General features: G+C 68.2%; 20 protein-coding genes. 13 read left to right on the top strand and 7 right to left on the bottom strand.

Annotation, left to right across the window (positions count from 1 at the left end):
* Window positions 1–141: 141 nt before the first annotated feature.
* Together Pph01_RS05535 and Pph01_RS05530 are read right to left on the bottom strand one after the other, a co-directional pair.
* A complete protein-coding gene (locus Pph01_RS05535; RefSeq protein WP_204071825.1) occupies window positions 142–1,020 on the bottom strand; it encodes a TIGR02452 family protein in 879 nt (292 codons plus the stop codon).
* A 232-nt stretch (window positions 1,021–1,252) separates the two neighbouring features.
* The gene (locus tag Pph01_RS05530) at window positions 1,253–2,257 is read right to left on the bottom strand and encodes an NmrA family NAD(P)-binding protein (protein ID WP_204071824.1); all 1,005 of its coding nucleotides are present in this window, start codon (window positions 2,255–2,257) and stop codon (window positions 1,253–1,255) included.
* Window positions 2,258–2,576: 319 nt separating this feature from the next.
* On the opposite strand from Pph01_RS05530, the gene Pph01_RS05525 reads away from it, so the two are divergent.
* Complete coding sequence (locus Pph01_RS05525) at window positions 2,577–3,200, top strand: TetR/AcrR family transcriptional regulator (protein ID WP_204071823.1); 624 nt, start codon at window positions 2,577–2,579, stop codon at window positions 3,198–3,200.
* A gap of 234 nt (window positions 3,201–3,434) precedes the next feature.
* A complete protein-coding gene (locus tag Pph01_RS05520) occupies window positions 3,435–4,388 on the top strand; it encodes a MerR family transcriptional regulator (RefSeq protein WP_204071822.1) in 954 nt (317 codons plus the stop codon).
* 611 nt (window positions 4,389–4,999) lie between these two features.
* On the opposite strand, the gene Pph01_RS05515 is transcribed toward Pph01_RS05520, so the two are convergent.
* Complete coding sequence (locus Pph01_RS05515) at window positions 5,000–5,803, bottom strand: acetate uptake transporter family protein (protein ID WP_204071821.1); 804 nt, start codon at window positions 5,801–5,803, stop codon at window positions 5,000–5,002.
* A gap of 791 nt (window positions 5,804–6,594) precedes the next feature.
* Between Pph01_RS05515 and Pph01_RS05510 the strand changes: the two genes are divergently transcribed.
* Together Pph01_RS05510 and Pph01_RS05505 are read left to right on the top strand one after the other, a co-directional pair.
* Window positions 6,595–8,109: an MFS transporter gene (locus Pph01_RS05510; RefSeq protein WP_204071820.1), complete on the top strand. Its 1,515-nt coding sequence runs from the start codon at window positions 6,595–6,597 to the stop codon at window positions 8,107–8,109.
* 148 nt (window positions 8,110–8,257) lie between these two features.
* A complete protein-coding gene (locus Pph01_RS05505) occupies window positions 8,258–8,425 on the top strand; it encodes a hypothetical protein (RefSeq protein ID WP_204071819.1) in 168 nt (55 codons plus the stop codon).
* A gap of 5 nt (window positions 8,426–8,430) precedes the next feature.
* On the opposite strand, the gene Pph01_RS05500 is transcribed toward Pph01_RS05505, so the two are convergent.
* Window positions 8,431–9,735, bottom strand: coding sequence for a UDP-glucose dehydrogenase family protein (locus tag Pph01_RS05500; protein ID WP_239116460.1), 1,305 nt, complete (start codon window positions 9,733–9,735; stop codon window positions 8,431–8,433).
* A 35-nt stretch (window positions 9,736–9,770) separates the two neighbouring features.
* Between Pph01_RS05500 and Pph01_RS05495 the strand changes: the two genes are divergently transcribed.
* Window positions 9,771–10,229, top strand: coding sequence for an NAD(P)-binding domain-containing protein (locus tag Pph01_RS05495; RefSeq protein ID WP_204071818.1), 459 nt, complete (start codon window positions 9,771–9,773; stop codon window positions 10,227–10,229).
* Here the strand turns inward: Pph01_RS05495 and Pph01_RS05490 are convergent.
* Window positions 10,207–11,391, bottom strand: a complete 1,185-nt coding sequence (locus Pph01_RS05490; protein WP_204071817.1) for an MFS transporter — start codon at window positions 11,389–11,391, stop codon at window positions 10,207–10,209. The genes Pph01_RS05495 and Pph01_RS05490 overlap by 23 nt on opposite strands.
* Window positions 11,392–11,467: 76 nt before the next feature.
* Window positions 11,468–12,247 carry a GntR family transcriptional regulator gene (locus tag Pph01_RS05485; RefSeq protein WP_204071816.1) on the bottom strand — a complete coding sequence of 260 codons (780 nt, stop codon included), beginning with the start codon at window positions 12,245–12,247 and terminating at the stop codon, window positions 11,468–11,470.
* 403 nt (window positions 12,248–12,650) lie between these two features.
* On the opposite strand from Pph01_RS05485, the gene sigJ reads away from it, so the two are divergent.
* The 4 genes from sigJ to Pph01_RS05465 all read left to right on the top strand — a co-directional run bounded on the left by sigJ (window position 12,651) and on the right by Pph01_RS05465 (window position 15,704).
* Window positions 12,651–13,541: an RNA polymerase sigma factor SigJ gene (sigJ, locus tag Pph01_RS05480; protein WP_204071815.1), complete on the top strand. Its 891-nt coding sequence runs from the start codon at window positions 12,651–12,653 to the stop codon at window positions 13,539–13,541.
* A 239-nt stretch (window positions 13,542–13,780) separates the two neighbouring features.
* A complete protein-coding gene (locus tag Pph01_RS05475; protein ID WP_239116443.1) occupies window positions 13,781–14,641 on the top strand; it encodes an NADP-dependent oxidoreductase in 861 nt (286 codons plus the stop codon).
* A gap of 15 nt (window positions 14,642–14,656) precedes the next feature.
* Window positions 14,657–15,121 (top strand): cupin domain-containing protein, encoded by a 465-nt coding sequence (locus Pph01_RS05470; protein WP_204071813.1) that lies wholly within the window; start codon window positions 14,657–14,659, stop codon window positions 15,119–15,121.
* 124 nt (window positions 15,122–15,245) lie between these two features.
* A complete protein-coding gene (locus Pph01_RS05465; RefSeq protein WP_204071812.1) occupies window positions 15,246–15,704 on the top strand; it encodes a carboxymuconolactone decarboxylase family protein in 459 nt (152 codons plus the stop codon).
* A gap of 896 nt (window positions 15,705–16,600) precedes the next feature.
* On the opposite strand, the gene Pph01_RS05460 is transcribed toward Pph01_RS05465, so the two are convergent.
* Window positions 16,601–17,383, bottom strand: coding sequence for an IclR family transcriptional regulator (locus Pph01_RS05460; RefSeq protein WP_204071811.1), 783 nt, complete (start codon window positions 17,381–17,383; stop codon window positions 16,601–16,603).
* A gap of 53 nt (window positions 17,384–17,436) precedes the next feature.
* Between Pph01_RS05460 and Pph01_RS05455 the strand changes: the two genes are divergently transcribed.
* From Pph01_RS05455 to Pph01_RS05440, 4 genes are all read left to right on the top strand, one after another.
* Window positions 17,437–18,888, top strand: a complete 1,452-nt coding sequence (locus tag Pph01_RS05455) for an aldehyde dehydrogenase family protein (protein ID WP_308441873.1) — start codon at window positions 17,437–17,439, stop codon at window positions 18,886–18,888.
* A complete protein-coding gene (locus Pph01_RS05450) occupies window positions 18,885–20,369 on the top strand; it encodes a sugar ABC transporter ATP-binding protein (RefSeq protein ID WP_204071809.1) in 1,485 nt (494 codons plus the stop codon). The genes Pph01_RS05455 and Pph01_RS05450 overlap by 4 nt, the downstream gene beginning before the upstream one ends.
* Window positions 20,366–21,376: an ABC transporter permease gene (locus Pph01_RS05445; RefSeq protein WP_204071808.1), complete on the top strand. Its 1,011-nt coding sequence runs from the start codon at window positions 20,366–20,368 to the stop codon at window positions 21,374–21,376. The genes Pph01_RS05450 and Pph01_RS05445 overlap by 4 nt, the downstream gene beginning before the upstream one ends.
* Window positions 21,377–21,467: 91 nt before the next feature.
* Entirely contained in the window at window positions 21,468–22,448 is a 981-nt protein-coding gene (locus Pph01_RS05440; RefSeq protein ID WP_204071807.1) for a substrate-binding domain-containing protein, read from the top strand.
* Window positions 22,449–22,451 lie beyond the last annotated feature (3 nt).

Below are 22,451 nucleotides of genomic sequence, written 5' to 3'. Positions count from 1 at the left end.
ATCGAGATCCCTTGAACGCATCACCGGTCGGGACAGAACGACAGGGCTCGAGGAACCCGGTCGGAGATGACAGACGATGCGGCTGGCCCCCAGCACTCTGGGACGGCTGCGCCCTTCGCCCTGTCTCCGTTCTGATCTTCCCTATGTCGGGTCGAGTAGCAGCGCCGTTTCGTTACCAGGAGACTGCGCTCTCCTTGTTGGAAAAACGTGGGCGAATGCGGTGTAGGTCGGCGTGCCAGGCTGTCGGTCCAGTACGGCGAAGCGAACGTAGTCGAAGCGGTTGCGCGTGGCCAGCGCCCGGGCGAACGTGTCGGCAATCAGTCTGGGATCGTTGCCGAACACCCCGCACCCCCACGCTCCGAGTACCAGTCGGCGGTGGCCATGGGCTTCCGCCACATCGAGCACACGAACGGTCCTTTCCCACAGTGCGGCCGGTATGCTGCCCGCCAAATGTGGCTGGTTGCGCGCGATGACCCCTGCGTTGGGTGCGGCCGCGGTCAGGAAGGCCACGCGATACGGCTCGTCGAGCATGCGGCCCTTATCGTCGCGGAAGACCGGCACACCGGGCGAGTAGATGACCCGATCGCTGTAACGCAAGTCACCTTGGGCGCGGTGGTAGGCGTAAAACTGCGGGACAGCGGTGAGGCAGGCGTACAACGCCGATGCCCTGGCCAGGCTCTCCTCTTGTGCCTGGGCACCGGTGAGGAACCCGCCGCCGGGGTTCTTCGCCGAGGCGAAGACAAGGCAGGCCAGATCGGTGCCGTCGCCCGCCATGGCTCGGGCCGCCTCCAAGGTGGACTCATTCGTGACCTCGATGCGAAGATTCGGCATGTCATGCTCGGCCTCCGCATCACCCTGGGCCGTGCCGAGGTCCTCCTCGGGAAGGTAGAGCCGAGTGCTCGCCACAGCATGCGCCACGTCGTCCGCGAGATACACCCACTGGCCACCTGGCGACGTGTAACCACCGTGTTGGACGGCAGCGACCGTGTCTCGTGCGATCGCGCGCAGCCGGGTGCTCATGATCCGCATGGTGACATCCAGACGGCGCCGTCGCGAGGGATTATTCTTCGGCGACGGCCCGCGCCCGGAGCCGCTTGTTGATCGCATCGGTGATCACCCCGTCCGCGGCGTATCCTGGCTCGCGGGATCGACACGGGCGCCTTCGAACTGTCCGCAAGAGACGTGGAGTGATGCGGTACCGGCTACCCGGCCCGACCCGAAAGGGCACGCCGGCTCCGCGGACGCGGTGTGATCAGCCCGCGCCGACCGGGAGGGGAACGGTGGTGATGCCGACGCCGAACGCGCGCAGGCGTTCCAACGCGCGCACCGGGTCGATCGCCGTCTCGGGGAGGACCACACCGGCCTCCGGGGGCGGCGCGCCGTCGAGGCCGAGGATGCGCTCGATGCCGTTGAGTGCTCCGAGGGCGGTCAGATGGGCCTGCCCCAGCGGGTCGCTGACCACCGTGCGCAGCGCCGCCGGCGCGTCGTCCTCGTCCCGGCCCCACAGGTCTGCGTAGATCTCGTGGGACGGCGTCCCGCCGGCGAGTGTGCCGTAGGAGTCGCCGAGCCCCAGGTCGAAGCGGACGTTCGGCGCACCGGTAACCGCCGCCAGCGCCGGAACGTCGAGGACGCCCATGGGTTGGGCGTCGAACGCCGGCGGGCCGCCCCGATCGACGGTGCGGATGTTGTCCGCCGGTTCGACGGTCTCCCACCGTCCGCCGCGGCGGAGGAGGGCGCGGTTGAAGAAGGCCTCGCTGTCGTCGGTGGTCATCTGCCCGGTGGGGTCGGCGCGGTCGAACAGGGCGGCCAGTTCGATGCGCTCGATCCGGCCGAATCCCTGCGCGGCGGCCAGTGTGGCGAATGTCGTGACCCCCGCCTGCCAGTGGCCCATGATCAGGGCTGGGCGCTGGGCCAGGTCAGCTGCGGCGATCATGGTGTGGCCGACGTTGTCCGCCTTGCGCACGATCCCGAGGTGCGCGGATCCAGCCCGCAGCGCCGCCCTCAGCAGATCGTCGTCCGGGTCCTGCACCACGGAGACGACCAGGTCGACCGGCCCTGCCGCGGCCAGCCCGCTCTCGGCGTCGCCGACGTCGAACTTCACGACGCTTGCTCCCCAATCGCGAGCCAGTGCGGCGGCCTCGGCGGGCCGCCGCCCGCCGATCACCGCGTCGATGTCGTGCCCTGCCGTACGCAGGTGACGGACGAGCCATCCGCCGACGAGCCCGTAGCCGCCGACGACAAGTATGCGATGCGTCATCTGTTCTCCAGAGGAGGGAAGGAGAAGGCATGCCGCCGGCCGGGGTGGGGGGCGCGGCATGCACCGGCCGCTCCATGCGCCGGGCTACCGGAACGCCGGGAGCGTGCGCCGAGGTGGGCGGCCGAAGTAACTTACGCTTAGTAAGTTACCATTGGTAGGTTGCTTGTCAAGGCCGGGCTCGAGGCGACCTGCGGCAGGGGGGAGTGGTCGGTGTCCGCCGCTATGGGAGCGACCCTGCCCGACGAAGGGCAGGGGGAGATCGGTGATCGGACAACGTAGGCTACTTTCCGTAAGTTGTCGGCGGTGGGCGGAGGACCATGTGGCCGGACGTCGGCTGTCACGCGAGGAGCGACGCCTGCAACTGCTCGACTCGGCGATGATGATCGTCCGGGCCGAGGGTGCGGACGCGCTGACACTCGCCCGGGTAGCCGAGGCGGCCGGCGTCACGAAGCCGGTCGCCTACGAGCACTTCGAGACGCGGGCGGGACTGCTGACCGCGCTCTACCGGCGCATCGACGACCAGCAGACCGAAGCGGCGACCACGGCACTGCGCGCGCGGGTGCGTTCGCTGGAGGAGACCGTGCGAATCCTGGCCGAGGCGTACATCGACTGCGTACTGCACATCGGCAAGGAGTTCGGCGCGGTGACCGCGGCGCTCTCCTCGATCGCCGGTACCGAGGAGTTGTTGGCGGAGGGGCGGGAGCGCTACGCCGGGCTCTACCTACGCGCCGTGGAGCGTTTCGTGCCGATGCCGAAAAGCGAGGGGAAGGCGCTGATGCTCGGCGTCGTCGGCGCAGCCGAGGCGCTGGCCCGCGAGGCGACCGCCGGTCGTCTGAGCCGGGCGGAGGCCGTCCGCGCGGCCGAGAACATCATGCTGGGAGCGGTGAACGTCGCCGGACACGCCGCCGCGGAACGCGGGGCGACATCCGCTCCGCTCCGCTAGTTCTCCTCGGCCTCGATGATGTGGAACACCGGTGTGGTCGGACTCGCGGCGCCGATGGTGCTGCAAATGATTTAGATCGACCGCGGCACAACCAAGCACTCTCGGACCTTGGCGAAGAACACCTCACGGCGCGGGTTCCCGGGGCCTCGAGTGATTGTCAAGACCTGTGGATTGGCGACCCAGCGGGGAGACTGAGGTTGAGTCTCCCGTAGGGGGAGGCGCGAGAGTGCGGGCATGGACGGCGACACGCTCTTCACGATCGGTGACCTGGCCCGGCGGACCGGGCTGACGGTCAAGACCATCCGGTTCTACTCCGACACCGGGATCGTGCCGCCGACAGACCGCAGCCCGGCTGGCTACCGGCTCTACGACATCGGCGCGCTCACACGTCTGGACCTAGTGCGCACCCTGCGTGACCTGGGCCTCGACCTTGCCGTCATCCGGCAGGTGCTGGATCGGGAGGTCTCGGTGCCCGAGGTCGCGGCCGCACACGCCGATGCCCTGGAGGTGCAGATCCGCACTCTGCGACTGCGGCGCGCTGTGTTGCGCGCGGTGGCCAAACGCGGCTCCAGCCCCGAGGAGATGGACCTCATGCACAAGCTCGCCAAGCTTTCCGACGACGAACGCCGACGCCTGATCACCGACTTCATCGACGACACGTTCGGTGGACTCGACGCCAACGCCGACTTCGTCGACATGATGCGCTCGGCCATGCCCGAACTGCCGGACGACCCCGAACCCGAGCAGGTCGACGCCTGGGTGGAACTCGCCGAGCTCACCCAGGATCCCGACTTTCGCGCGGCCGTGCGCCGCATGGCGGAGTACCAGGCGGCCGAGCGCGCCCAAGGCGACCTCACCGGCTTGCACCACGACCTCACCGAGACCGTTCGGGACAGTGTCGGCCGCGCGCTCGATGCCGGCATCGCTGCAGCCTCAGCCGAGGCCGCACCCATCATCGACGCCCTCACCGCCCGCTACGCGCAAACCTTCAGCCGCGCCGACGACGCCGACTTGCGCCACTGGCTGCTGACACGTCTGGAGATCGCCGGCGACCCCCGCGCGGAACGCTACTGGCACCTGCTGGCCGTCATCAACGGATGGCCCGTCCCGCCCAGCCTGATGCCGGTGTTCACGTGGTTCGCGCAAGCCTTGCGCGCCCGCACCGGGCAGCACTCCCGCGTGGAGTAGTACCGCGCCTGGCGGCCGGCCCGCTCCTCGCGGCTTCGATCAGGCCTTGGTCCGCAGCCGGACGGTGGAGAAGGTCTATCGAGGGGTCGGGAACAGGCGGCTCTCGAAGGTGATGGCGAGTTGGGACCTGCACCTGTCGCAGGGCTGCCGGAAGGCCCCCGCCACCGCTCGATGCCGCCAGGCGTCGGAGTGCCTGGCGATCATGAGGGCCGTCCGTGTTCAGATGGTGGTGCGGCCCAAACACAGGTGTTCTGACAGGGCCTCGGCTCTGAAGAGCACTGCGTCGCAGCCGGAGCACGCCCACACACCGTCGGGTACGACAACGTTGCGGCTCGCTGTGTCGTCGCGCGCGCACGCGATGTGGTAGGCGCGGATGGAGCGACGTGCCAGGGATCTGCAGAACTCGGCCACATGAGGCACGGGGGACTCCTGCTGGACAAATTTGCTCAAACCGGACGTATCGGTCAAGCATAGCTAAACGCGGTCTCCGGTCAGCGTTGCGGTGCACGTCTTGTCCGTGACGGCGTCCAGCGCGCCAGCCCCCCAATCGCCAGACTGAGCCTGCCGGAGACTTTCAGGTCCGGCAGGCGGAGTCTGGATCCCGGTCGTGTTCACTGGCCGATCTTCACCCCTGGTTGGCCGTACTTGTATTCCAGTGGCCGGGTGACCTTCCGGCCTGGGACGTTGGCCGCTGCTGTGTAGTGGCCCAGCGGCAGGATGGTTCGCCCGAAGCTTCCCTCGAGCAGCATGGCGCCGGCCACGTACAGCGCGGCGGCGGCGGACGCCACGAAGAGCCAGCCCGCGATGATCACCAGCCACGACGCTCCGGAGAAGAAGCCGGCGGCGGCGAATCCTGACCCGACGGCCAGCAGGATGAGCAGCACCGCCAGGCCCAGGTTTCGAGCCGTCGCGGCCAGTGCGCAAAGCCCTGTGATCAAGCACAGTGCGATGAACCAGAACGCGAACGACGGATTGGCGACACCGATCCTCGGCGCCAGCGCGATGGGGAAGGCTCCCAGGGCCACCAGCATGAACATGAGGCCGAAGGCGAACCAGAACGCCCCCCACATCCCGTGGACCGCAGTGGCCAGACCGTCCCGAGCGCGGTAGGACCACGTGGCCGCCATGAGCTGCGCCAGCCCAGCGGTCAGTAGGAAGGGAAACAGTATGACCGGAGTGAGGATGGTCCCGTACCAGCGGGCCATCCACGCGCCGACCATCATCGTCGCCGTCGCGAAGGCGAAGTAGCCGAGGATCGACGGCGCCGCGATCGGCTGCAGGAATACCCGAGTCCTGTCCTGCCAGAACGAGAACTCGCGTTCGTCGGTGTCCAGCTCGCTGCGGGTGCTGCCGGTCCGCTGCCCTTCGGCGCCTGCGGGTCCGCTGTAGGGGCCGTGTTCTCTTGATTCCGTCATGAATAATCCTCCCCCCGACATGCATATTTGCCCCTACCGCGATTTCCCCGGAGAAAACCATCGGCGCGGTAAATAGCTGCGTTGGTGATCCGCCGGCAACCACCCCGGTCACTACGGAGACGGAGGTGTCGGCTCAACGGCTGGTCTGGGTTGTTTGCATTCTCGTTTTGCCGCAGCGCTCCCGCGTGACGTGGATGCCAGATCAAGCAGGAAGGGGGCAGTGGCGCTGTCCATGGGGGGGCCTGGCTCTGGTGCAGCCTGTCTTGGTCGCGGAGCTGCCTTTCACGATGCTTCTTCTCGCCTGGCTCTCGCGGGTCCGCCTCGATCGGCGCATCTGGCTGGTGGTGGGGGCGATGACGGCAGGAGTGGTCGCGTTCCTCGCCGCGGCATCACCAACAAAGGGGCACCGCACGCGTGCGGTCGGCCGGCGATTTACAAGCCGTCGGAAACCGGATCGACGACGACTGTGTACAGGCCCTCCGGCACGGCGATCCGGTCCAATGGCCGCAACGTCGCCGTGTCGAAGACAGCCGGTGCGGGGCGTACAAGCAGTACGAAAGCCGCTCTCTAGGGTCCTGATGCCGCAATCGGGGCTTACGAGAGATACCGGCCTGGATTCGGTATGCGCGGAAGGGGCACGCTTCCGTTGCCGGCCACCTGTGACGTGCCGGCTTCCTCTGTACCTCCGGCGTCGCGGCGATTTTGCCTGCGAGTGACATTCGTGGGTGCTTGAGACTGCTTCGGGTCACTGTGCCCCTCGAGCGGTCGGATCATCCGAGAGATGAGGATCCATGTCGGCGAAACCGGAAGGGCGCACGCGCGGGGCAGGTGGCTTTGTTTCCGCCGCCTTCGCACGCCTTGCGCAGCGCCTGGTCGCCGCGGCCGGTGGATCTCGGCGGTTACGGATCGTCGTTGTTCTCGCTTGTGTTCTGGCGCTGGACGCCGCGGACAAGGGAGCTGTCGGAGCGGTGGGGCTGGAGCTCAAGCGAAGTCTGGGCATAACCAACACCGAACTCGGGTCCCTCGTCGCCGTTTCGGCGGCGACGAGCGCTCTTGCGGTATTGCCGCTCGGGGTGCTGGCCGACCGCGTGCGCAGGGTGAGGCTGTTGGTCGCGAGTATCGCGGTCTGGAGCCTGGCCATGGTTTTCGCTGGATTGGCCGACTCGTACCTGTGGCTCCTGTTCTCCCGGTTGGCCCTCGGCGCCGTCATGGCCGCAGCCGGTCCCACGCTCGCGTCGCTTATCGGCGATTTTTTCCATCCGGGCGAGCGCGGCCGCATCTACGGCCTCATATTGAGCGGGGAAATGATCGGCGCGGGATTCGGCCTTGTGGTCGGCGGCAATCTCGCGCACCTCATGTCATGGCGTTCCACGTTCTGGTTCCTCGCCCTGCTGGGAATCGTCCTCATCTTCGTGATCGCCCGGCATCTGCCCGAGCCCGCGCGTGGCGGCCAAGGCCGGCTGTCTCCAGATACGGCCGGTTTCCAGGGAGGGGAGCGCGGCGCGGGGGGAAATGCCGATGGTGGAAGGAGCCGCGAAGACGCGATGCGCGTCGCCGTCCGTGATCGGAACATAGGGCCTGATCGTGCGCGGATTCTTCGGACAGACCCGTTGCGGATGTCGTTGTGGCAGGCCGCCCGGTACATATTGAGCATCCCCACCAATGTCATGTTGATCGTGGCCTCCGCCGCCGGGTACTTCTTCTTCGCCGGGCTGCGGACCTTCGCCGTCGTCTTCGTCGTCCGTCAGTACGATCTCAGTCAGGCGGTCGTCACGGGACTGGTGCCGGTGATCGGACTGGGTGCGTTGCTGGGTGTTCTCACCGGAGGGCGAATCGCGGACCGGCTCTCATCCGAAGGGCATCTGGCCGCACGGATGGTCGTGCCGGCCTTGTCGTATCTGGCCGCGGTGGCTTTGTTGGTACCGGGCCTGCTGACCACAGCGTTGCCGATCGCGCTGCCGTTGTTGTTCCTCGCCGCCGGATCCCTCACGGCTGCGAATCCCCCGCTCGACGCTGCACGCCTTGACGTCGTTCACTTCCGTCTCTGGGGGCGGGCCGAAAGCGTTCGCACGTTCCTGCGGATGGGAGCGGAGGCCGTCGCTCCCGTCACTTTCGGATTCGTGGCGGACTCCCTGGGCCCGGGAGGGGCGCGGAGCGAGCTCGGCCTGCGCTACGCATTTTTGATCATGTTGGTGCCTCTGGTTGCGAACGCTGTGATTCTGCTACGCGGTCGGCATGCATACCCGCGTGACGTCGCCACTGCCGTCGCCTCAGAGCGGACGCTGGGCGAAGGGCGAGAATCCTGAGCGCGGCGACAGAAGCGGCAGGGCCGTAGCACAGTTAATGCGAACGAATGCGGCTCCGCCCTGCCCTTAATTTGGTTTCACAACGCTCTATTAAGTCGCGCCGCGGGGGCCATCCGCTCCTGCGCAGTACACGGTTCGACGGCCGACCTTGAGAGCCCAGACAAGGGACACCTACGCCTTCTTCTCCCAGGCCGTCCTGGGCGGGCAAGTCGACGCGTGGGAGCTGGCCCTGCGCAAGACCCTGACTGACATTGAGCCGTCCGGACGGCTCACCGCGACCGTGCAGGCCGCGGTGATCGTCGGTCAACGCCCGTGATGCGGCTATCCGCGGCCGAGCCGGTGGATCGTCCAGTCGGCCCCGGCCCACCAGCCGTCGTGGAGCACGGCGCGAGTGTCGATCGCGACCCGCTTGGCCACCACCTCGCCCAACTCCTGCGGGTTGATGGCGCGGAACTCAGGCCAGCCGGTCATGACGAGCAGGACGTCGGCGTCCCGTGCGGCCGCGATCGGGTCCCGGGCGTAGCCGAGCTCCGGGTGGGCGGCGCGGGCGGTGTCGATGGCCATCGGGTCGTAGACGGTGAGAGCGGCGCCTGCAGCGTGGAGGCGGGTGGCGACGTCCAGGGCGGGCGAGTCGCGGATGTCGTCCGTCCCGGCCTTGAAGGCCGCACCCCACACGCCGATACGTGCGCCCGCCACGTCACCGCCGACTGCCTTCGTCGTCATGTCGACGACGCGGGTGCGCCGGGCCGCGTTGATGTCGTCGACGACGGACAGCAGCTCCACGGCGCCGTCCGCCCCCAGGTCGCGTGCTCGAGCGGCGAATGCCCGCCCGTCCTTCGGCAGGCAGCCGCCGCCGTAACCGAGGCCGGCGTCCAGAAACGCTCGACCGATGCGCGGGTCCAACCCGATCGCGTCGGCGAGCAGACGGACGTCACCTCCGGCCGCCTCACACAGGTCGCCCATGGCGTTGATGAACGAGATCTTCATCGCGAGGAACGCGTTCGCCGAGCCCTTCACCAGCTCGCAGGTCACCGGGTCGGTCACGACCAGGGGGACACCGGCGTCGGTGATCGGGGCGTACGCCTCGCGGATGACTCGCTCGGCCTCCGCGCTGGTCACGCCGACCACGATCCGGTCCGGGCGCAGTGTGTCCTGCACGGCGTGACCTTCGCGCAGGAACTCCGGGTTCCACACGACCTCCACAGCGTCCCCGGCCGGCGCCAGGTCGCGGACGAGTTCCCGCACAGCCGCGGTGGTGCCGGCGTGGACGGTCGACTTGCCGACGATCACGCAGGGTCGGTGCAGGTGCCCGGCGAGCATGCTCACCGCCGAGAACAACTGCGTCAGGTCGTACTCGCCGCTGTCCGTGCCCGGGGTGGCCACCCCGACGAAATGCACGTCGCCGAACTCGCCTGCTTCGGCGAAGTCCGTGGTGAACCGCAGCCGGCCCGACGCGATGTGCCTGGCCAGCATCTCGTCCAGCTCGGGCTCATGGAACCACGCACGACCCGTCCGCAGCGTATCGATCTTCGCTGCGTCGACCTCCACTCCCAGGACGTCATGACCGATCTCCGCCATCGAAGCCGCGTGCGTGGCTCCCAGATGGCCACACCCGATCATCGTCATCCGCACGTTCTGGTCCCTTCGCCCGGAGGCACCCAGTGAACATCTGCGTCATCGGATGCGGCCGCCTCGGAATCCCCTACGCCGCCGGTATGGCGATCGGGGGCAACGAGGTCCTCGGCCTGGACGTCGCCCCTGCCACAGTCCGCACCTTGTCCTCGGGCCGGGTCCCGTTCTCCGAGCCCGGCTTGGCCGAGGCTATCTCCCACCACAGCGGAAATGGGACCCTTCGCTTTACCTGCTCGTACGAGGACGTCGCAGCGCACGCTGACCTGCACATCCTGTGCGTGGGGACGCCGCAGCAGACGGGCGGCGAGCTCGCGGCCGACCTGAGCGACCCGAATGCCGCGGTGGTCGAACTGGTTCCTCACCTGCGGCGTGACGCGGTGATCGTCGTAAAGTCGAGCGTCCCGGTCGGCACGACCGCCCAGCTTGGCGGCATCGCCCGGGCGCTCGCCCCGGCCGGCGCCGGTGTCAGGCCTGTGCGGGAGAGGTGATGAACATCCGCCGACCGGCGAGCATCAGCGCCGCGCCTGCGGTGACTCCGCACGCGCCCATCACTGCGGCGACAGTCGGCCCCCCGTGGAGCAACAGCGATCCGCCGGCGGCCGAGCCGCCGGCGATGCCGGCGCCCACCAGAGTCACCAACCAGGAGAACGCCTCCGTGACGGTTCCCTCAGGGGCGAGGTCACCCACCATGCCGAAGGAGACGGAGAGCAGTGGTGCGAAGAAGACCCCGGTGACGACGGCGACCACCGCCATGCCGGCCGGTCCGGGCACGAGGGCCACCAGCCAGTAGGAGGCCGCCATGCCGAACGCCAGCAGCGCCGCCTTCCGCGCGGGCGCGGCCCGCCAGTGGCGTGCGCCGTAGGTCCCGTAGCAGATCGCGCCAATGAGGGCCCCTGTGGCGTTCAGTGCCAGCAGGGTCCCGGCTCCGCCCGGAATGTGGTGGGAGTCGGCATAGGCCACGCTGAAGACGTTGAACGACCCCACAGCCAATCCTGCTCCGGCCAGGCCCAGGATGAGCAGCAGCAGGGCGGGGCTGTGCAGAGCACCGAGCCAGTGCGGTGTCCGCACGGCCGGTGCCCATGATCGTGAAGGCTCCGAGGCGCTCATCACAAGGGCGCCCACGAGGCCGAGAGCGGCCGACACCCACAGGGCCGCCCGGGGTGACCCCGCCGCCGCGATGCCGGTCACCGCCAGTGGCCCGGCGATGAAGAGCAGTTCCTGGGCGCCGGCGTCCAAGGAGTAGGCGGATTCCAGTTCGCGGGGCTCCACCAGTTGCGGCCACAGGGCGCGCAGGCACGGCTCGAGGGGAGGGGTGGCGGCTCCGGCGATGACAGCGCCGAGGAAGGCGAGTGCCGTGCTGTGCGGTGCCAGCGCCAGCACCGCGTATCCGCCTGAGGCGACGATCGCCGAGGCGGTGAGGACCCGCGGTTGCCCGAGTCGGTCGACGCAGCGTCCCAGGAGCGGCCCCGCGATCGCCTGCGCCACGGCGAAGGTTCCGGTGACCAGACCCACGGTCGCGTAATCGGCGCCTGCCTGACGGAGTGTCAGCGCGATGGCCAGGGCGGCCATCGCTGCGGGGAGGCGCCCGATCAGGGAGCCGCCCAGGAGACGGCCGACGTAGGGACGGCGCAGGACGACGGTGTACGGCATGGGGATCCTTGCAGCGGGGTGGATGACGGCCGCGGCCCGGCGCGCGGGCCGTGAGCGGGGCTGGGGGAGGGCGCCGCTACCCGGTCTGCAGGATGGACAGGTGGCCTGCCCGGCTGAGGACCAGGTGTTTGGCGAGGTAGCACGGCGCGCCGCTCAGTGCGGCCGTCTGCGTCATGATCAGGACGGGCTCGCCCGCGGGGGTTCCGAGGAGCGCCGCACGTGACGCACCGGGGACGCCTGGCATGATCCGGACGGCTCCGGGGCCGATCCGCGGCCCGTACTTGTTCAGGAGGATCGACAGCAGGGTGCCGCTGTCGGCTGCCCGCATGGCGGCGGCGATCGCGTCACTGGTGCCGGCGTCGATCGCCCCAGCGGCAGGGAAGTGCTCCTGACTGAGCGCGACCGCCTCGCCGTCGCGGGACAGGACGGTCTCGAAGAACCACGTCGCAGCGTTCGCCCGCAGTCCCAGTCCCTCGGTGACGAAGGTGGCGGACTGATGCTGGAGCGTCACTTCGCTGCGGCTGAGCACGACCGGAGACGCCGGCGTGCTCAGGAGTTCCTCGAGCGGTCTGATGCGTTCGAGCCCCCTCGGCGGGAGGGTGTCGGCGACGAAGCGTCCGACGCCACGGCGCGAGAAGAGGAAACCATCCTCGTCCAGGAGCATCAGGGCCTCCCGCACGACAGTGCGGCTGACCCCCATGAGCTGTCCGAGTTCCGTCTCCGTTGGGATCATGGACCCGGGCGGCAGCACTCCGGAGCGGATGGCGTCGAGGATACGGCTGTGGACCCGGGCCCGCAGCGGGACGCCGGTGTCTCGCGGGATCTCCTCGGACAGGAAGGAGAGGCGGTCGACCACGTGGCATCGTCTCCAGGGGGTGCCGGCTCAGGGGTTGTTATACAAGCTCATCATACAACCCCGCCTAATCATGAAATGTCGGCCCTGCGATGCGACCTGTTCTTCATGCATCCGCAGTCTTCAGGTCCAGGGCATGTGGGTGTCGTCGTCAGGCCCGGCCAGATGATTCATGCGCCCCGCACTGGCGACGTGGTGCGGTACGCGTTTTACGCCTCTCGTTCTGATGCGGTCGGGTTCACCCGGTCGGCGAGCTACTTGGAGAAGAGATGAAAGTCCTCACTTTGGCCGAGTTGCAGCAACTCCGTGTCTGAGCGGGCCGGCTCGCTTCCGCGGAGCTGGCTTCGAAGATCCCGAGTTCGGATGGCTACGCTGGATCCGCAAGCTGGAGGAGGTTGCGATCTGTATGGGTGACGGGCACGGGCCCGGACGGTCTGAGCAGGAGGACCCGCTCGGAGCCGAATGGGAGAGGCACCGGCCCGCGGTTTTCGGTGTGGCCTACCGGCTGATGGGGAGTGTGGCCGATGCCGAGGATGTGACCCAGGACGTGTGGCTGCGGGCGGCCGGAGCGGATCTGCAGAACATCGGTGATCTGCGGGCCTGGCTGGTGACAGTGGCCGCGCGACGGTCTTACGACATTCTCAAGAGTGCCCGTGCTCGTCGGGAGACCTATGCCGGTCCGTGGCTGCCTGAGCCGCTGCTGACAGGGCCGGACGCGTCGCAGCCGGTACTCGTCGACGAGTCCGTCAGTTCGGCGATGCTGCTGATCATGGAAGAGCTGAGCCCGCCGGAGCGGGTGGCCTTCGTCCTGCACGATGTCTTCGGTCTTGAGTTCGGCCGGATCGCCGAAGTGCTGGACGTCTCCGTGCCGGGTGCCCGGCAGCTCGCCTCGCGGGCACGACGGCGGGTGGCCAAAGCGAAGGAGTCCACGCCGCAGGCGTCGAAGGCGGAGCGTGAACGCGTCCTCATAGCCTTCCGCGCCGCCTACGAGGCCGGGGACCTGGCCGGCCTGGTCAGGCTCCTGCACCCGGACGTCGTCTACGTCACCGATGGCGGAGGCAAGGTCTCCGCGGCACGCAAGCTCATCCACGGCGGTGAGCGCGTCGCTGAGGTCATGGTGCGTGTGGGGCGCCAGTGGCACCCGGACCGCATCGACTTCGCCGAGGTCGGCGGCGAGCTCGCCCTCGTGTTGCACCGGGAAGGCCGGGTCTACTCCGTCGACACGGTCCAGATCGCAGACGGTCTGATCACCGCGTACCGCCGGGTCATCAATCCCGACAAACTCGTGCGCGTCTGAGCTGTCACACCCGGAGGGGCTACCTCGTCTGCCTGATGAGAACGCAAAACGGGCGACGAAGGAATACCGAGAGCAGGTGAGATCGAACATGCAGAACGGCATGGATCCACCTGCAGCCGCTATGGCCCTGCCCGCTGGCGGGCTGTGCGCTCGGGTCGCTCCTCCCAGTAAGGACCTGTATGCAAGCCATCACTGTGCGAGACCGTAACGCCGGTCTTGCCGGGATGTCCCTGACGGACATGCCCTACCCCCATGCGGCCGAGAACGACGTCATCGTGCGGGTGCACGCCGCCGGCTTCACCCCTGGCGAGCTGGACTGGCCCGCCACGTGGACCGATCGCGCCGGCCGCGACCGGACGCCGAGCGTGCCCGGGCACGAGCTGTCCGGTGTCGTCGTAGAGCTGGGGTACGGCACCACCGGCCTGAGCGTCGGACAGCGGGTGTTCGGCCTGACCGACTGGACCCGTAACGGCACGCTCGCCGAGTACACCGCGGTGGAGGCTCGCAACCTCGCCCCGCTGCCGGCGGACGTCGACCACACCGTGGCCGCCGCGCTGCCGATCTCCGGGCTGACCGCCTGGCAGGGCCTGTTCGACCACGGCCGCCTCACCACAGGCCAGACCGTCCTGATCCATGGTGCCACGGGCGGCGTCGGCTCGATCGCGGTACAGCTCGCCCGCGAGGCCGGCGCCCGCGTCATCGGCACCGGCCGGGCCTCCCACCGGGACAAGGCACTCGAACTCGGCGTCCACACCTTCATCGACCTGCAGACCGAGAAGCTCGAGGACGCCGACGAGGCCGACGTCGTGTTCGACGTGATCGGCGGCGACACCCTCGACCGCTCGGCCGCCCTGGTCCGGGCCGGCGGCACACTCGTCACCATCGTCATGCCGCCCAAGGTCCAGCCCAAGGACGGGCGGGCGGTCTTCTTCGTCGTCGAACCCGACCGCGCCCGGCTCACCGACCTCGCCACGCGGCTGAGGGAAGGCCGGCTCAGGCCGTTCGTCGGTGCTGTGCGGCCGCTCGCCGAGGCACCCGCCGCATTCGCCCCCGGCAAGCGCACCCCCGGCAAGACGATCATCCGTGTCGCCGAAGACTGAATCAGGAGGCCCATCATGATCGGAATGCGAATCGCCGCCGGCCTCCTGGCTGCGGCCACGCTGACTGCGGCCACGGCCTGCTCGACCTCCGACCAGCCCGCCCACGCCGAGGGGCCGACCGCGGCTCCGGCATCGACGCGCCCCGCCGAAACCCTCAAACCGCTGCTCCAGCAGGCCCTTCCGGATGTGAAAGGCAAGACGTTCACCTCGGCGGTCGTCGACCTCCCGCCCAACGCACGCGCGATGCCGCACCGGCACGGCCAGGCGTTCGTCTACGCCTACGTCCTGGAGGGCACCGTGCGCAGCCAGCTCGACGACAAGCCCGTGACCACCTACCAGCAGGGCGAGAACTGGGTCGAGCAGCCGGGCGCCCACCACGTGCTCACGGAGAACACCAGCCGGACCAAGCCGGCCAAGCTCCTGGTCGTCTTCGTCTCCGACACTGGAGACAAGCTCAAGGTGGACGACCCGAGGTCGTAGCCCGAGGCACGCAGCGGGCGGCAACGCTCTACACGAACTCTGTCTCTGCCGGAACACACATCACCGGCCACCAAGATGCGCCCGAAGGGCGCGGTGCAGGCCACACGAACGAATCGAAGGAACCATGACCGACCCTCAGCGCGTCAACATCGGCAAGCAGCACCCGGCCGCCTACAAGGCCCTCATCGCCCTGTCGTCGGAGGTGGAAGGGGCCGCCGCCGCAGCGGGCCTCGACCCGCTCCTGGTCGAGCTGCTGAGGATCCGCACCTCCCAAATCAACGGCTGCGCGTTCTGCCTGCGCTTGCACACCCGCGACGCCCTCAAGAAGGGCGAAACCCCCGACCGGATCGCCGTGCTGCCCGCCTGGGAAGAGACCGGCTACTTCTCCGCGACCGACCGCGCCGCCCTCCGCCTGACCGAGGCGATCACACGCGTGCCGGACGGACACGTCAGCGACGAGCACTTCAACGCCGCCGCGGCCGTACTCACCGCAGACCAGGTCTCGGCGATCGCCTGGCTGGCAACCGTGATGAACGCCTTCAACCGCGTCGCGATCACCAGCCGGTACCCGGTCGGCAGCTGACCTCGACGGTGACACCGCCGGTGATACGGGCTGCCGAAGCCTCCACCGTCGTGAAGGTGATACATGAGGGCGGTGGCGTCGGCCTCGCTCGGCAGCACCCAGCCCTGCCACTGGGCTCGGCTTGGCGGGTGATGCGTCACGTCGATGCGAGCAGACCCGTCGATGCTTGCTGTACACCCGGCCACCATGAGGCCGGACAACCCCAGGAATGAGGTCATCCGGCGACTCATCTCAGTACTCCGCTCCGCATAATCAGGCTTGGCATGCCGGAGCGACTCTGAAACAAGGGGCGGGCTGTTTCAGCTCTGACTCTGCAACATTGAACGTCTCCCAAGAGGTTCTTCGCAGACCTGCGACTTTCCCGTCAGATATTGGCCCCAATAAGGTCTCTTGCGCCGTTTTCGATAGCAGCGTGTCCAGCGGAGGCTGGGACGGCGTCACGAATTCGATGTTGGGCCAGAAGTTGCTTGAGCCGCCCCTGGATCACTGCCATGGAGCTTCATCTATTTCCAGCTTCCCAGGTCGAGGTGCCGAATCGAATTTCGGCATGCTCCCTGAAGCGTAATTCGGTCTAAGCCGATCTCGCATCACGGGGTTTCCAGACGAAACTTCCATGCTTCGGGGCGCCCTGGCAGTGACTCGGACCGGACTCACACCGGAAAGCGACGGCGAGCTTACAAAGCTGCAGGTCAGCCGCTGTCAACGGGCGCTGCTTCAACGCCTGCGCTGCTGGGCGCACGAAAGACGTTCAGCGTGAACTGTGCACGATGGCTTTCCTGACCCGTGCCGCGGTACTGCGTGAAGTCCAAGCATGTCAATGGAGCTGCGCGACCATTGGGCCTTCACGGCCGAGTCTCGGCAGCCGGCGCTTTCCCCAAATGTGTTTGCGCTTGCAATTAGAGAAGGTTTGTGAGAGAGGCGACAGCCGTTTGCAGGGCGGGGGCGAAGGCGAGCAACTCCTCGCGGGGCAGGAGAAAGGCGACCGTCGAGATGCTGACGCCGCCGACGACGGTACCGGTGCGGTCGAAGACGGGGGCGCCGATGCACCGTATGGTCTTCTCGTTCTCCTCGTCGTCGATGGAATAGCCCTGTTCGCGGATTTGCGTCAGCTCTATGGACAGCCGGTTGAGGTCGGTGATCGTCTCGGACGTCTTCGTGGGCATTCCCGCGCTGGCGACGATGGACACCAGTTCGTCCTCCGGCAGGTGTGCCAGGATGCATTTCCCGATGGCCGTGCAGTGCAGGGGCAGGCGCATGCCGACGCGGGAGGCCATCCGGTAGGGCTGGTCGGCCTCGACTTTGTGGACGTAGACGGCGTGGTCGCCGCTGTGCAGCGCGAGGTGGACGGTCTGGCGCACATCCCGGGAGAGCCGGGTGAGGACGTCGCCGATGCCGGCTGCGCTGGCGGCCTTGACCTCCTCGGCGAGGGCGAGCATGCGGGGGCCCGCGCGGTAGCTCCCGCCACCCTCGCTGGTGATGAAGCCGAGGTCGGTGAGTGTCGCGAGGATGCGATGCACGCTGGCTTTCGGAACGCCTGATTCGACGCTGATGTCGGCGAGTCGGCGCGGTCCCTGTCCTGCGACGGCGGCCTCCAACACGTTGAGCGTCTTGGTCACCGCGTTGCCAGCCGATGAAGCCCGGCCGCTGTGATGCACGTTTTCGGCTGGTTCGTAACCCATTGACAGTCTCTTTACTTCCGTTTTAATGTGCTGACGATTCCACGATACGAAGTGTGATTCTACATAGTGGAACGACCGGCAAGGAGCTGTACGTGATAAATCCGTTGACCGGAGGACGAGCTCTACCCGTTCACAACCCTGGGACCGGCGCCGTGCTGGGCGAGATGCCAGTTGCGACCGAGGATGAGGCGCGCGCGGCGGTCCGGACGGCCCAGGACGCCCGGACCGCGATGGCCGCGACCGCCTCGCATGAGCGGGCACGGCTGTTGGCCAAGGTCGCAGACGGGATCGAGGCGCGGGCCGAGGAACTGGCCCGGGATCTGGCCGCCGAGAACGGGAAGCCGATCCGGCAGACCCGCGAGGAGATCGCAGCCGCGGTCCGGATCTTCCGCGGGTTCGCTGGGGAGGCGACCAGGATCTTTGGCCGGCAGATCCCGCTGGACGCAGTCCCCGGTCTTGAGAACCACCTGGCGGTAACGGTCCGGGAGCCGATCGGGGTGGTCGCGGCGATCGTCCCGTTCAACTACCCGGTCGAGCTGTGGGCGCACAAAGCCGCGGCGGCATTGGCAGCGGGGAACGCGGTGATCGTGAAGCCGCCGGAGAAGTGTCCACTCACGCTGATGGAGATCGGCCGGATCATCGAGGCGGCCGGTTTCCCTGAGGCGGCGCACCAGATCGTCCCCGGCGGGCCGGAGCTGGCGCGGTTCCTCGCGACCGCCGACGGCGTGCAGATGATCAGCCTTACCGGCAGCACCGCCGCAGGTAAGGCAATAGCCGAGCTCGCCGCCGGGACGCTGAAGCGGACGCACCTGGAACTCGGCGGCAACGACGCACTGATCGTGTGTGCGGACGCCGACGTGGAACGCGCCGCCGAGGCCGTCGTGCTCGGGCGGCTGGCGCGCGGCAACGGACAGATCTGCTGCGCCGTCAAGCGCGTCTACGTCGAGGACGGTGTGTACGACGCGTTCGCTGACGCGCTGGAAGCGCAGGCCAGGAAGCTGGTCGTGGGTGACCAACTGGACGAGGCCACCGACGTCGGCCCGCTGATCACGGAGCCTGCCGCCGTCGCTGTGGACCAGGCGATTCGGGCAGCCGTAAATGACGGTGCGCGCGTCGTGGTGGGCGGTCCCCGGGACGGGGCGTTCGTGCCGCCGACGGTGTTGGTGGACGTCGCGCCGCACGCGGAGGCCGTGGCCGAGGAGATTTTCGGGCCGGTCGCACCGCTGTTGCGGGTGGCCGATGCCATGGAGGCGGTGCGGCTGGCCAACGAGTCCGCCTACGGGCTGCAGGCGGCGATCTTCACAAGGGACATCGGACGGGCCTTCTCAGTGGCCCGGCGCCTCCAGGTCGGGGGTGTTGTGATCAACGGCTCCACGGCGCTGCGCGCGGAGAACCTTCCGTTCGGCGGCGTGAAGCTGACCGGCGGGGCCCGCGAGGGACTGCACGACACCCTCCTCGACATGACCGAGCAGAAGACCATCATCGTCATGGACGGCCTGGCATGAAGCTGGAGTTGCGGGGCGTCCGCAAGGGATACGGCGGCGTCGAGGTCCTGCACGGCGTCGACCTGACCGCCGAGGGCGGGCGGGTTCTCGCCATCGCGGGCGCGAACGGTGCCGGCAAGTCGACTCTGATCAAGGTGCTGGCGGGGGCCGTGCCGCTGGACGGCGGGGAGATCCTGCTGGACGGCGAGGCGCTCACCCTGCGCGGACCCGAGGACGCGCAGGGTCTGGGGTTCCGGACCGTCTACCAGGAGCTCAGCCTCGTGCCCCAGATGACGGTGACAGAGAACGTGTTGCTGGGGGCGCTGCCCACCAAACGCGGGCTGGTCGACTGGTCGGCGGCGCACGCACGGGTGCGGGCGCTGCTGGAGGAGATCGGGTTCGCCGACATCGATCCGCGCGTCCGTGCAGGCAAGTTGTCGGTCGCGCGCCAGCAGATGGTGGAAATCGCCAAGGCGCTGGCGGTCGAGCCCCGGATGCTCGTGCTGGACGAGCCGTCCGCCGTGCTCGCAGGCACCGACCTCGACCGGCTTTTCGACCTGATCCGCAGGCTGCGGGAGCGTGGCGTCGCGATCCTGTACGTCTCGCACCGGCTGGCCGAGGTGATGGAGATCTCCGACTCGATCACCGTCATCAAGGACGGCCGGGTGGTGGATACGCTCACCCCGGCCCGCACCAGTGAGGACGAGATCATCGCGTTGATGGCCGGGCGCCGGCTGGAGCAGATCTACCCGGACCGGGTGCCCGAGCCTGGTAAGCCGTTGCTCAGCGTGCGTGGCCTGAGCCGGGACGGGGTGTTCGACGACGTGTCGTTCGACCTGGCAGCGGGTGAGATCGTCGGCATGTTCGGGCTGGTCGGCAGCGGCCGCAGCGAGGTCGCTCGATGCGTGTTCGGCGCCGACCGGCCGACGTCCGGAACCGTTGAGCTGGACGGCGCCGTTACGCGATTCCGCACGCCCGGCGACGCCATCGGCGCCGGGGTCGCGCTTGTCACCGAGGACCGCAAGCACAGCGGGCTCGTCCTCGGCATGGACGTCACCGACAACACCACGTTCGCGACGATGACCCGGATCTCACGCGCGGGCCTGCTGGACATCAGGCGGCGTGCCGCGAACGTTCAGGACATGATCGAGCGGTTGGGCATCCACCCGCCACGTCCGGAGATTCCGGTCCGCCATCTCAGCGGCGGCAACCAGCAGAAGGTCGTGCTGGCCAAGTGGCTCCTGACGCGGCCGCGGGTGCTGATCCTGGACGAGCCGACTCGCGGGGTCGACATGGCCACCCGCGTCGACATCTACCGCATGATCGACGAGTTGACCCGGGAGGGGGTCGCGATCCTGTTGATCTCCTCCGACCTGACCGAGGTCCTCGGTGCCACCGATCGCGTGCTGGTGATGCGCGGCGGACGGCTGGTCGCCGAGGTCGGTTCGGCGGACACGACCGAGGACGAGGTCCTCGCGCATTCGGTGGGGGTCGCGGCATGACGCAGCAGCGGACTTCGGTGGTGCTGGACACGGATTCGGGTGAGGTGGCGGGGGCTGCGGCACCGGCGTCCGCCCGGTGGCGCGTGGCCGTCCCGTCGCCGACCGTCCTGGTGCTGATCGGCGCCGCGGTCGCGATCGTCGTGGTGGCGGGTGTCACCAATGACTCGTTCCTCACCGAGGGGAACATGACCAACCTGCTCCGGCAGATGGTCTCCACCGGGCTGCTCGCCCTCGGCATGCTGCTGGTGATCCTCACCGGAGGGATCGACCTGTCGGTCGGATCGGTGGTCGCGCTGACCGGCATCATGTCGGCCGGCCTGGTGAGCGGGCTGCCGCTGCCGCTGGCGATCCTCGTGGCGATCGTCGTCGGTGTGCTGTGCGGAACGGTCAACGGCGTCATGGTCGCGCGGTTCTCGCTGGCTCCGTTCGTGGTGACCCTCGCGTCCATGACGACGTTTCGAGGGCTCACCTACGTCTACTCCAAGACCCCGATCACTCCGACCACGCCGGACTTTCTGACCCTCGGTTCGCAGGATGTCGGCATCATCCCCATCGCGGCGATCATCACGCTGGCGATGTTCGCGCTGGGCTGGGTTCTGATCAACCGCACGTCGGCGGGCCGGGCGCTGCTCGGCATCGGCGGCAACCGGGAGGCGGTTCGGCTCGCGGGCGTCAAGGTACGGCGTCACCTGGTGCTCGCGTACGCGCTGTCCGGGTTGTGCGCCGGAGTCGCGGGCGTCATCCTCGCCTCCCGGGTCGGCATCGCTCAGCCGAGCGTCGGCCAGGGCTTCGAGCTCGACGCCATCGCCGCCTGTGTGATCGGCGGAGCCAGCCTGTCGGGCGGACGCGGCACCATCGGCGGCACCCTCGCCGGCGTCGTTCTGCTCGGGCTCATCGACAACCTGCTCAGCCTCTACGACGTGCAGAGCTACTGGCAGCAGGTGCTGAAGGGGCTCATCATCGCGGTCGCGATCCTCATGCGCCGAGGCGAACGGCAGAACACCTAGCCGCACCGCCACACCGTCCTCCAGGTCCTCGTCCCCCCGTCGCCTCGTTCGCCGTGTCGTGAGGCGTCCATCCCACCTTGAAGGAAGAACCATGAAGAAGATTGCCGGATGTGTTCTCGTGGGCGCGCTCGCACTGTCGCTCGCAGCGTGCGGAGGCTCCGATGCCAGCGGAGCTGACAACGGCGGAGGCGCCGCGAAGAAGACCCTGACCATCGGCATCGCGAACTACAGCCTCCAGGCGCCGTACTTCATCGCGATGGCCAAGGCCATCGAGACCGAGGCCAAGACCTACAGCAACGTCAAGGTGATCAGCACGGACGCCCAGGGGGACGCGGCCAAGCTGACCACGAACGTCAACGACCTGCTGACGCAGAAGGTGGACGGGATCATCATCTCCGGCGGTCCGCTGAACGCCGCGCCCGCCGCGATGAACGCGATCGAGCAGAAGAACGTCCCGTCGATCTTGGTGGACCGCAAGTTCGCCGGCGGCCAGTACACCAGCTGGATCGGTCCTAACAACACCCAGATCGGGCAGGGCGACGGCCAGTACATCGCCGATCGGCTGAAGGGCAACGGCACTCTCGCCGTCATCACGGGCGGCCCGGCCGACAACACCATCGGTCTGGACCGAACGAACGGCCTGCTCGGCGTGGTCAAGCAGTCGCCCGGTATCACGGTCGTGACCGCCCCGGACTTCGGGGGGTGGAGCTCCGACGGCGGTCTGAAGGTGATGGAGAACCTTCTCGCCAAGAACCAGCACATCGACGCCGTGTTCTGTGAGAACGACGCGATGTGCCTGGGCGCCCAGAAGGCGATCTCCGACGCCGGGCGGACCGACGAGATGTTCCTCGTCGCCGCCGACGGCCAGAAGGAGGCGTTGGCCGCCATCGAGAGCGGCTCGAACTACGCCGCCACCGCGGTCAACAACGCCGACACGATCGGCCGCGCGGGCCTGGACCGGATGATGGCGGTGCTCGCGGGCGCCGAACCCAGCAAGGACACCCCCTTGGAGGCACCGGTGGTCACCAAGGACAACGTGGACCGGTACAGCAACCCGGACAGCATCTTCTGATCC

The organism is Planotetraspora phitsanulokensis (assembly GCF_016863295.1).
Lineage (GTDB): Bacteria > Actinomycetota > Actinomycetes > Streptosporangiales > Streptosporangiaceae > Planotetraspora > Planotetraspora phitsanulokensis.
Note: the sequence above shows the minus strand (reverse complement) of the source record. Positions and strands in the feature narration are given on the sequence as shown.

What these genes read in the sequence shown, in the direction of transcription:
- sigJ (WP_204071815.1), top strand. Translation starts at nt 12,651, where the DNA reads ATGGGTGACGGGCACGGGCCCGGACGGTCTGAGCAGGAGGACCCGCTC.
- Pph01_RS05500 (WP_239116460.1), bottom strand. Translation starts at nt 9,735, where the DNA reads ATGACGATGATCGGGTGTGGCCATCTGGGAGCCACGCACGCGGCTTCG.
- Pph01_RS05515 (WP_204071821.1), bottom strand. Translation starts at nt 5,803, where the DNA reads ATGACGGAATCAAGAGAACACGGCCCCTACAGCGGACCCGCAGGCGCC.
- Pph01_RS05460 (WP_204071811.1), bottom strand. Translation starts at nt 17,383, where the DNA reads ATGGGTTACGAACCAGCCGAAAACGTGCATCACAGCGGCCGGGCTTCA.
- Pph01_RS05535 (WP_204071825.1), bottom strand. Translation starts at nt 1,020, where the DNA reads ATGAGCACCCGGCTGCGCGCGATCGCACGAGACACGGTCGCTGCCGTC.
- Pph01_RS05510 (WP_204071820.1), top strand. Translation starts at nt 6,595, where the DNA reads ATGTCGGCGAAACCGGAAGGGCGCACGCGCGGGGCAGGTGGCTTTGTT.
- Pph01_RS05445 (WP_204071808.1), top strand. Translation starts at nt 20,366, where the DNA reads ATGACGCAGCAGCGGACTTCGGTGGTGCTGGACACGGATTCGGGTGAG.
- Pph01_RS05475 (WP_239116443.1), top strand. Translation starts at nt 13,781, where the DNA reads ATGCCCTACCCCCATGCGGCCGAGAACGACGTCATCGTGCGGGTGCAC.
- Pph01_RS05465 (WP_204071812.1), top strand. Translation starts at nt 15,246, where the DNA reads ATGACCGACCCTCAGCGCGTCAACATCGGCAAGCAGCACCCGGCCGCC.
- Pph01_RS05450 (WP_204071809.1), top strand. Translation starts at nt 18,885, where the DNA reads ATGAAGCTGGAGTTGCGGGGCGTCCGCAAGGGATACGGCGGCGTCGAG.
- Pph01_RS05490 (WP_204071817.1), bottom strand. Translation starts at nt 11,391, where the DNA reads ATGCCGTACACCGTCGTCCTGCGCCGTCCCTACGTCGGCCGTCTCCTG.
- Pph01_RS05530 (WP_204071824.1), bottom strand. Translation starts at nt 2,257, where the DNA reads ATGACGCATCGCATACTTGTCGTCGGCGGCTACGGGCTCGTCGGCGGA.
- Pph01_RS05440 (WP_204071807.1), top strand. Translation starts at nt 21,468, where the DNA reads ATGAAGAAGATTGCCGGATGTGTTCTCGTGGGCGCGCTCGCACTGTCG.
- Pph01_RS05520 (WP_204071822.1), top strand. Translation starts at nt 3,435, where the DNA reads ATGGACGGCGACACGCTCTTCACGATCGGTGACCTGGCCCGGCGGACC.
- Pph01_RS05470 (WP_204071813.1), top strand. Translation starts at nt 14,657, where the DNA reads ATGATCGGAATGCGAATCGCCGCCGGCCTCCTGGCTGCGGCCACGCTG.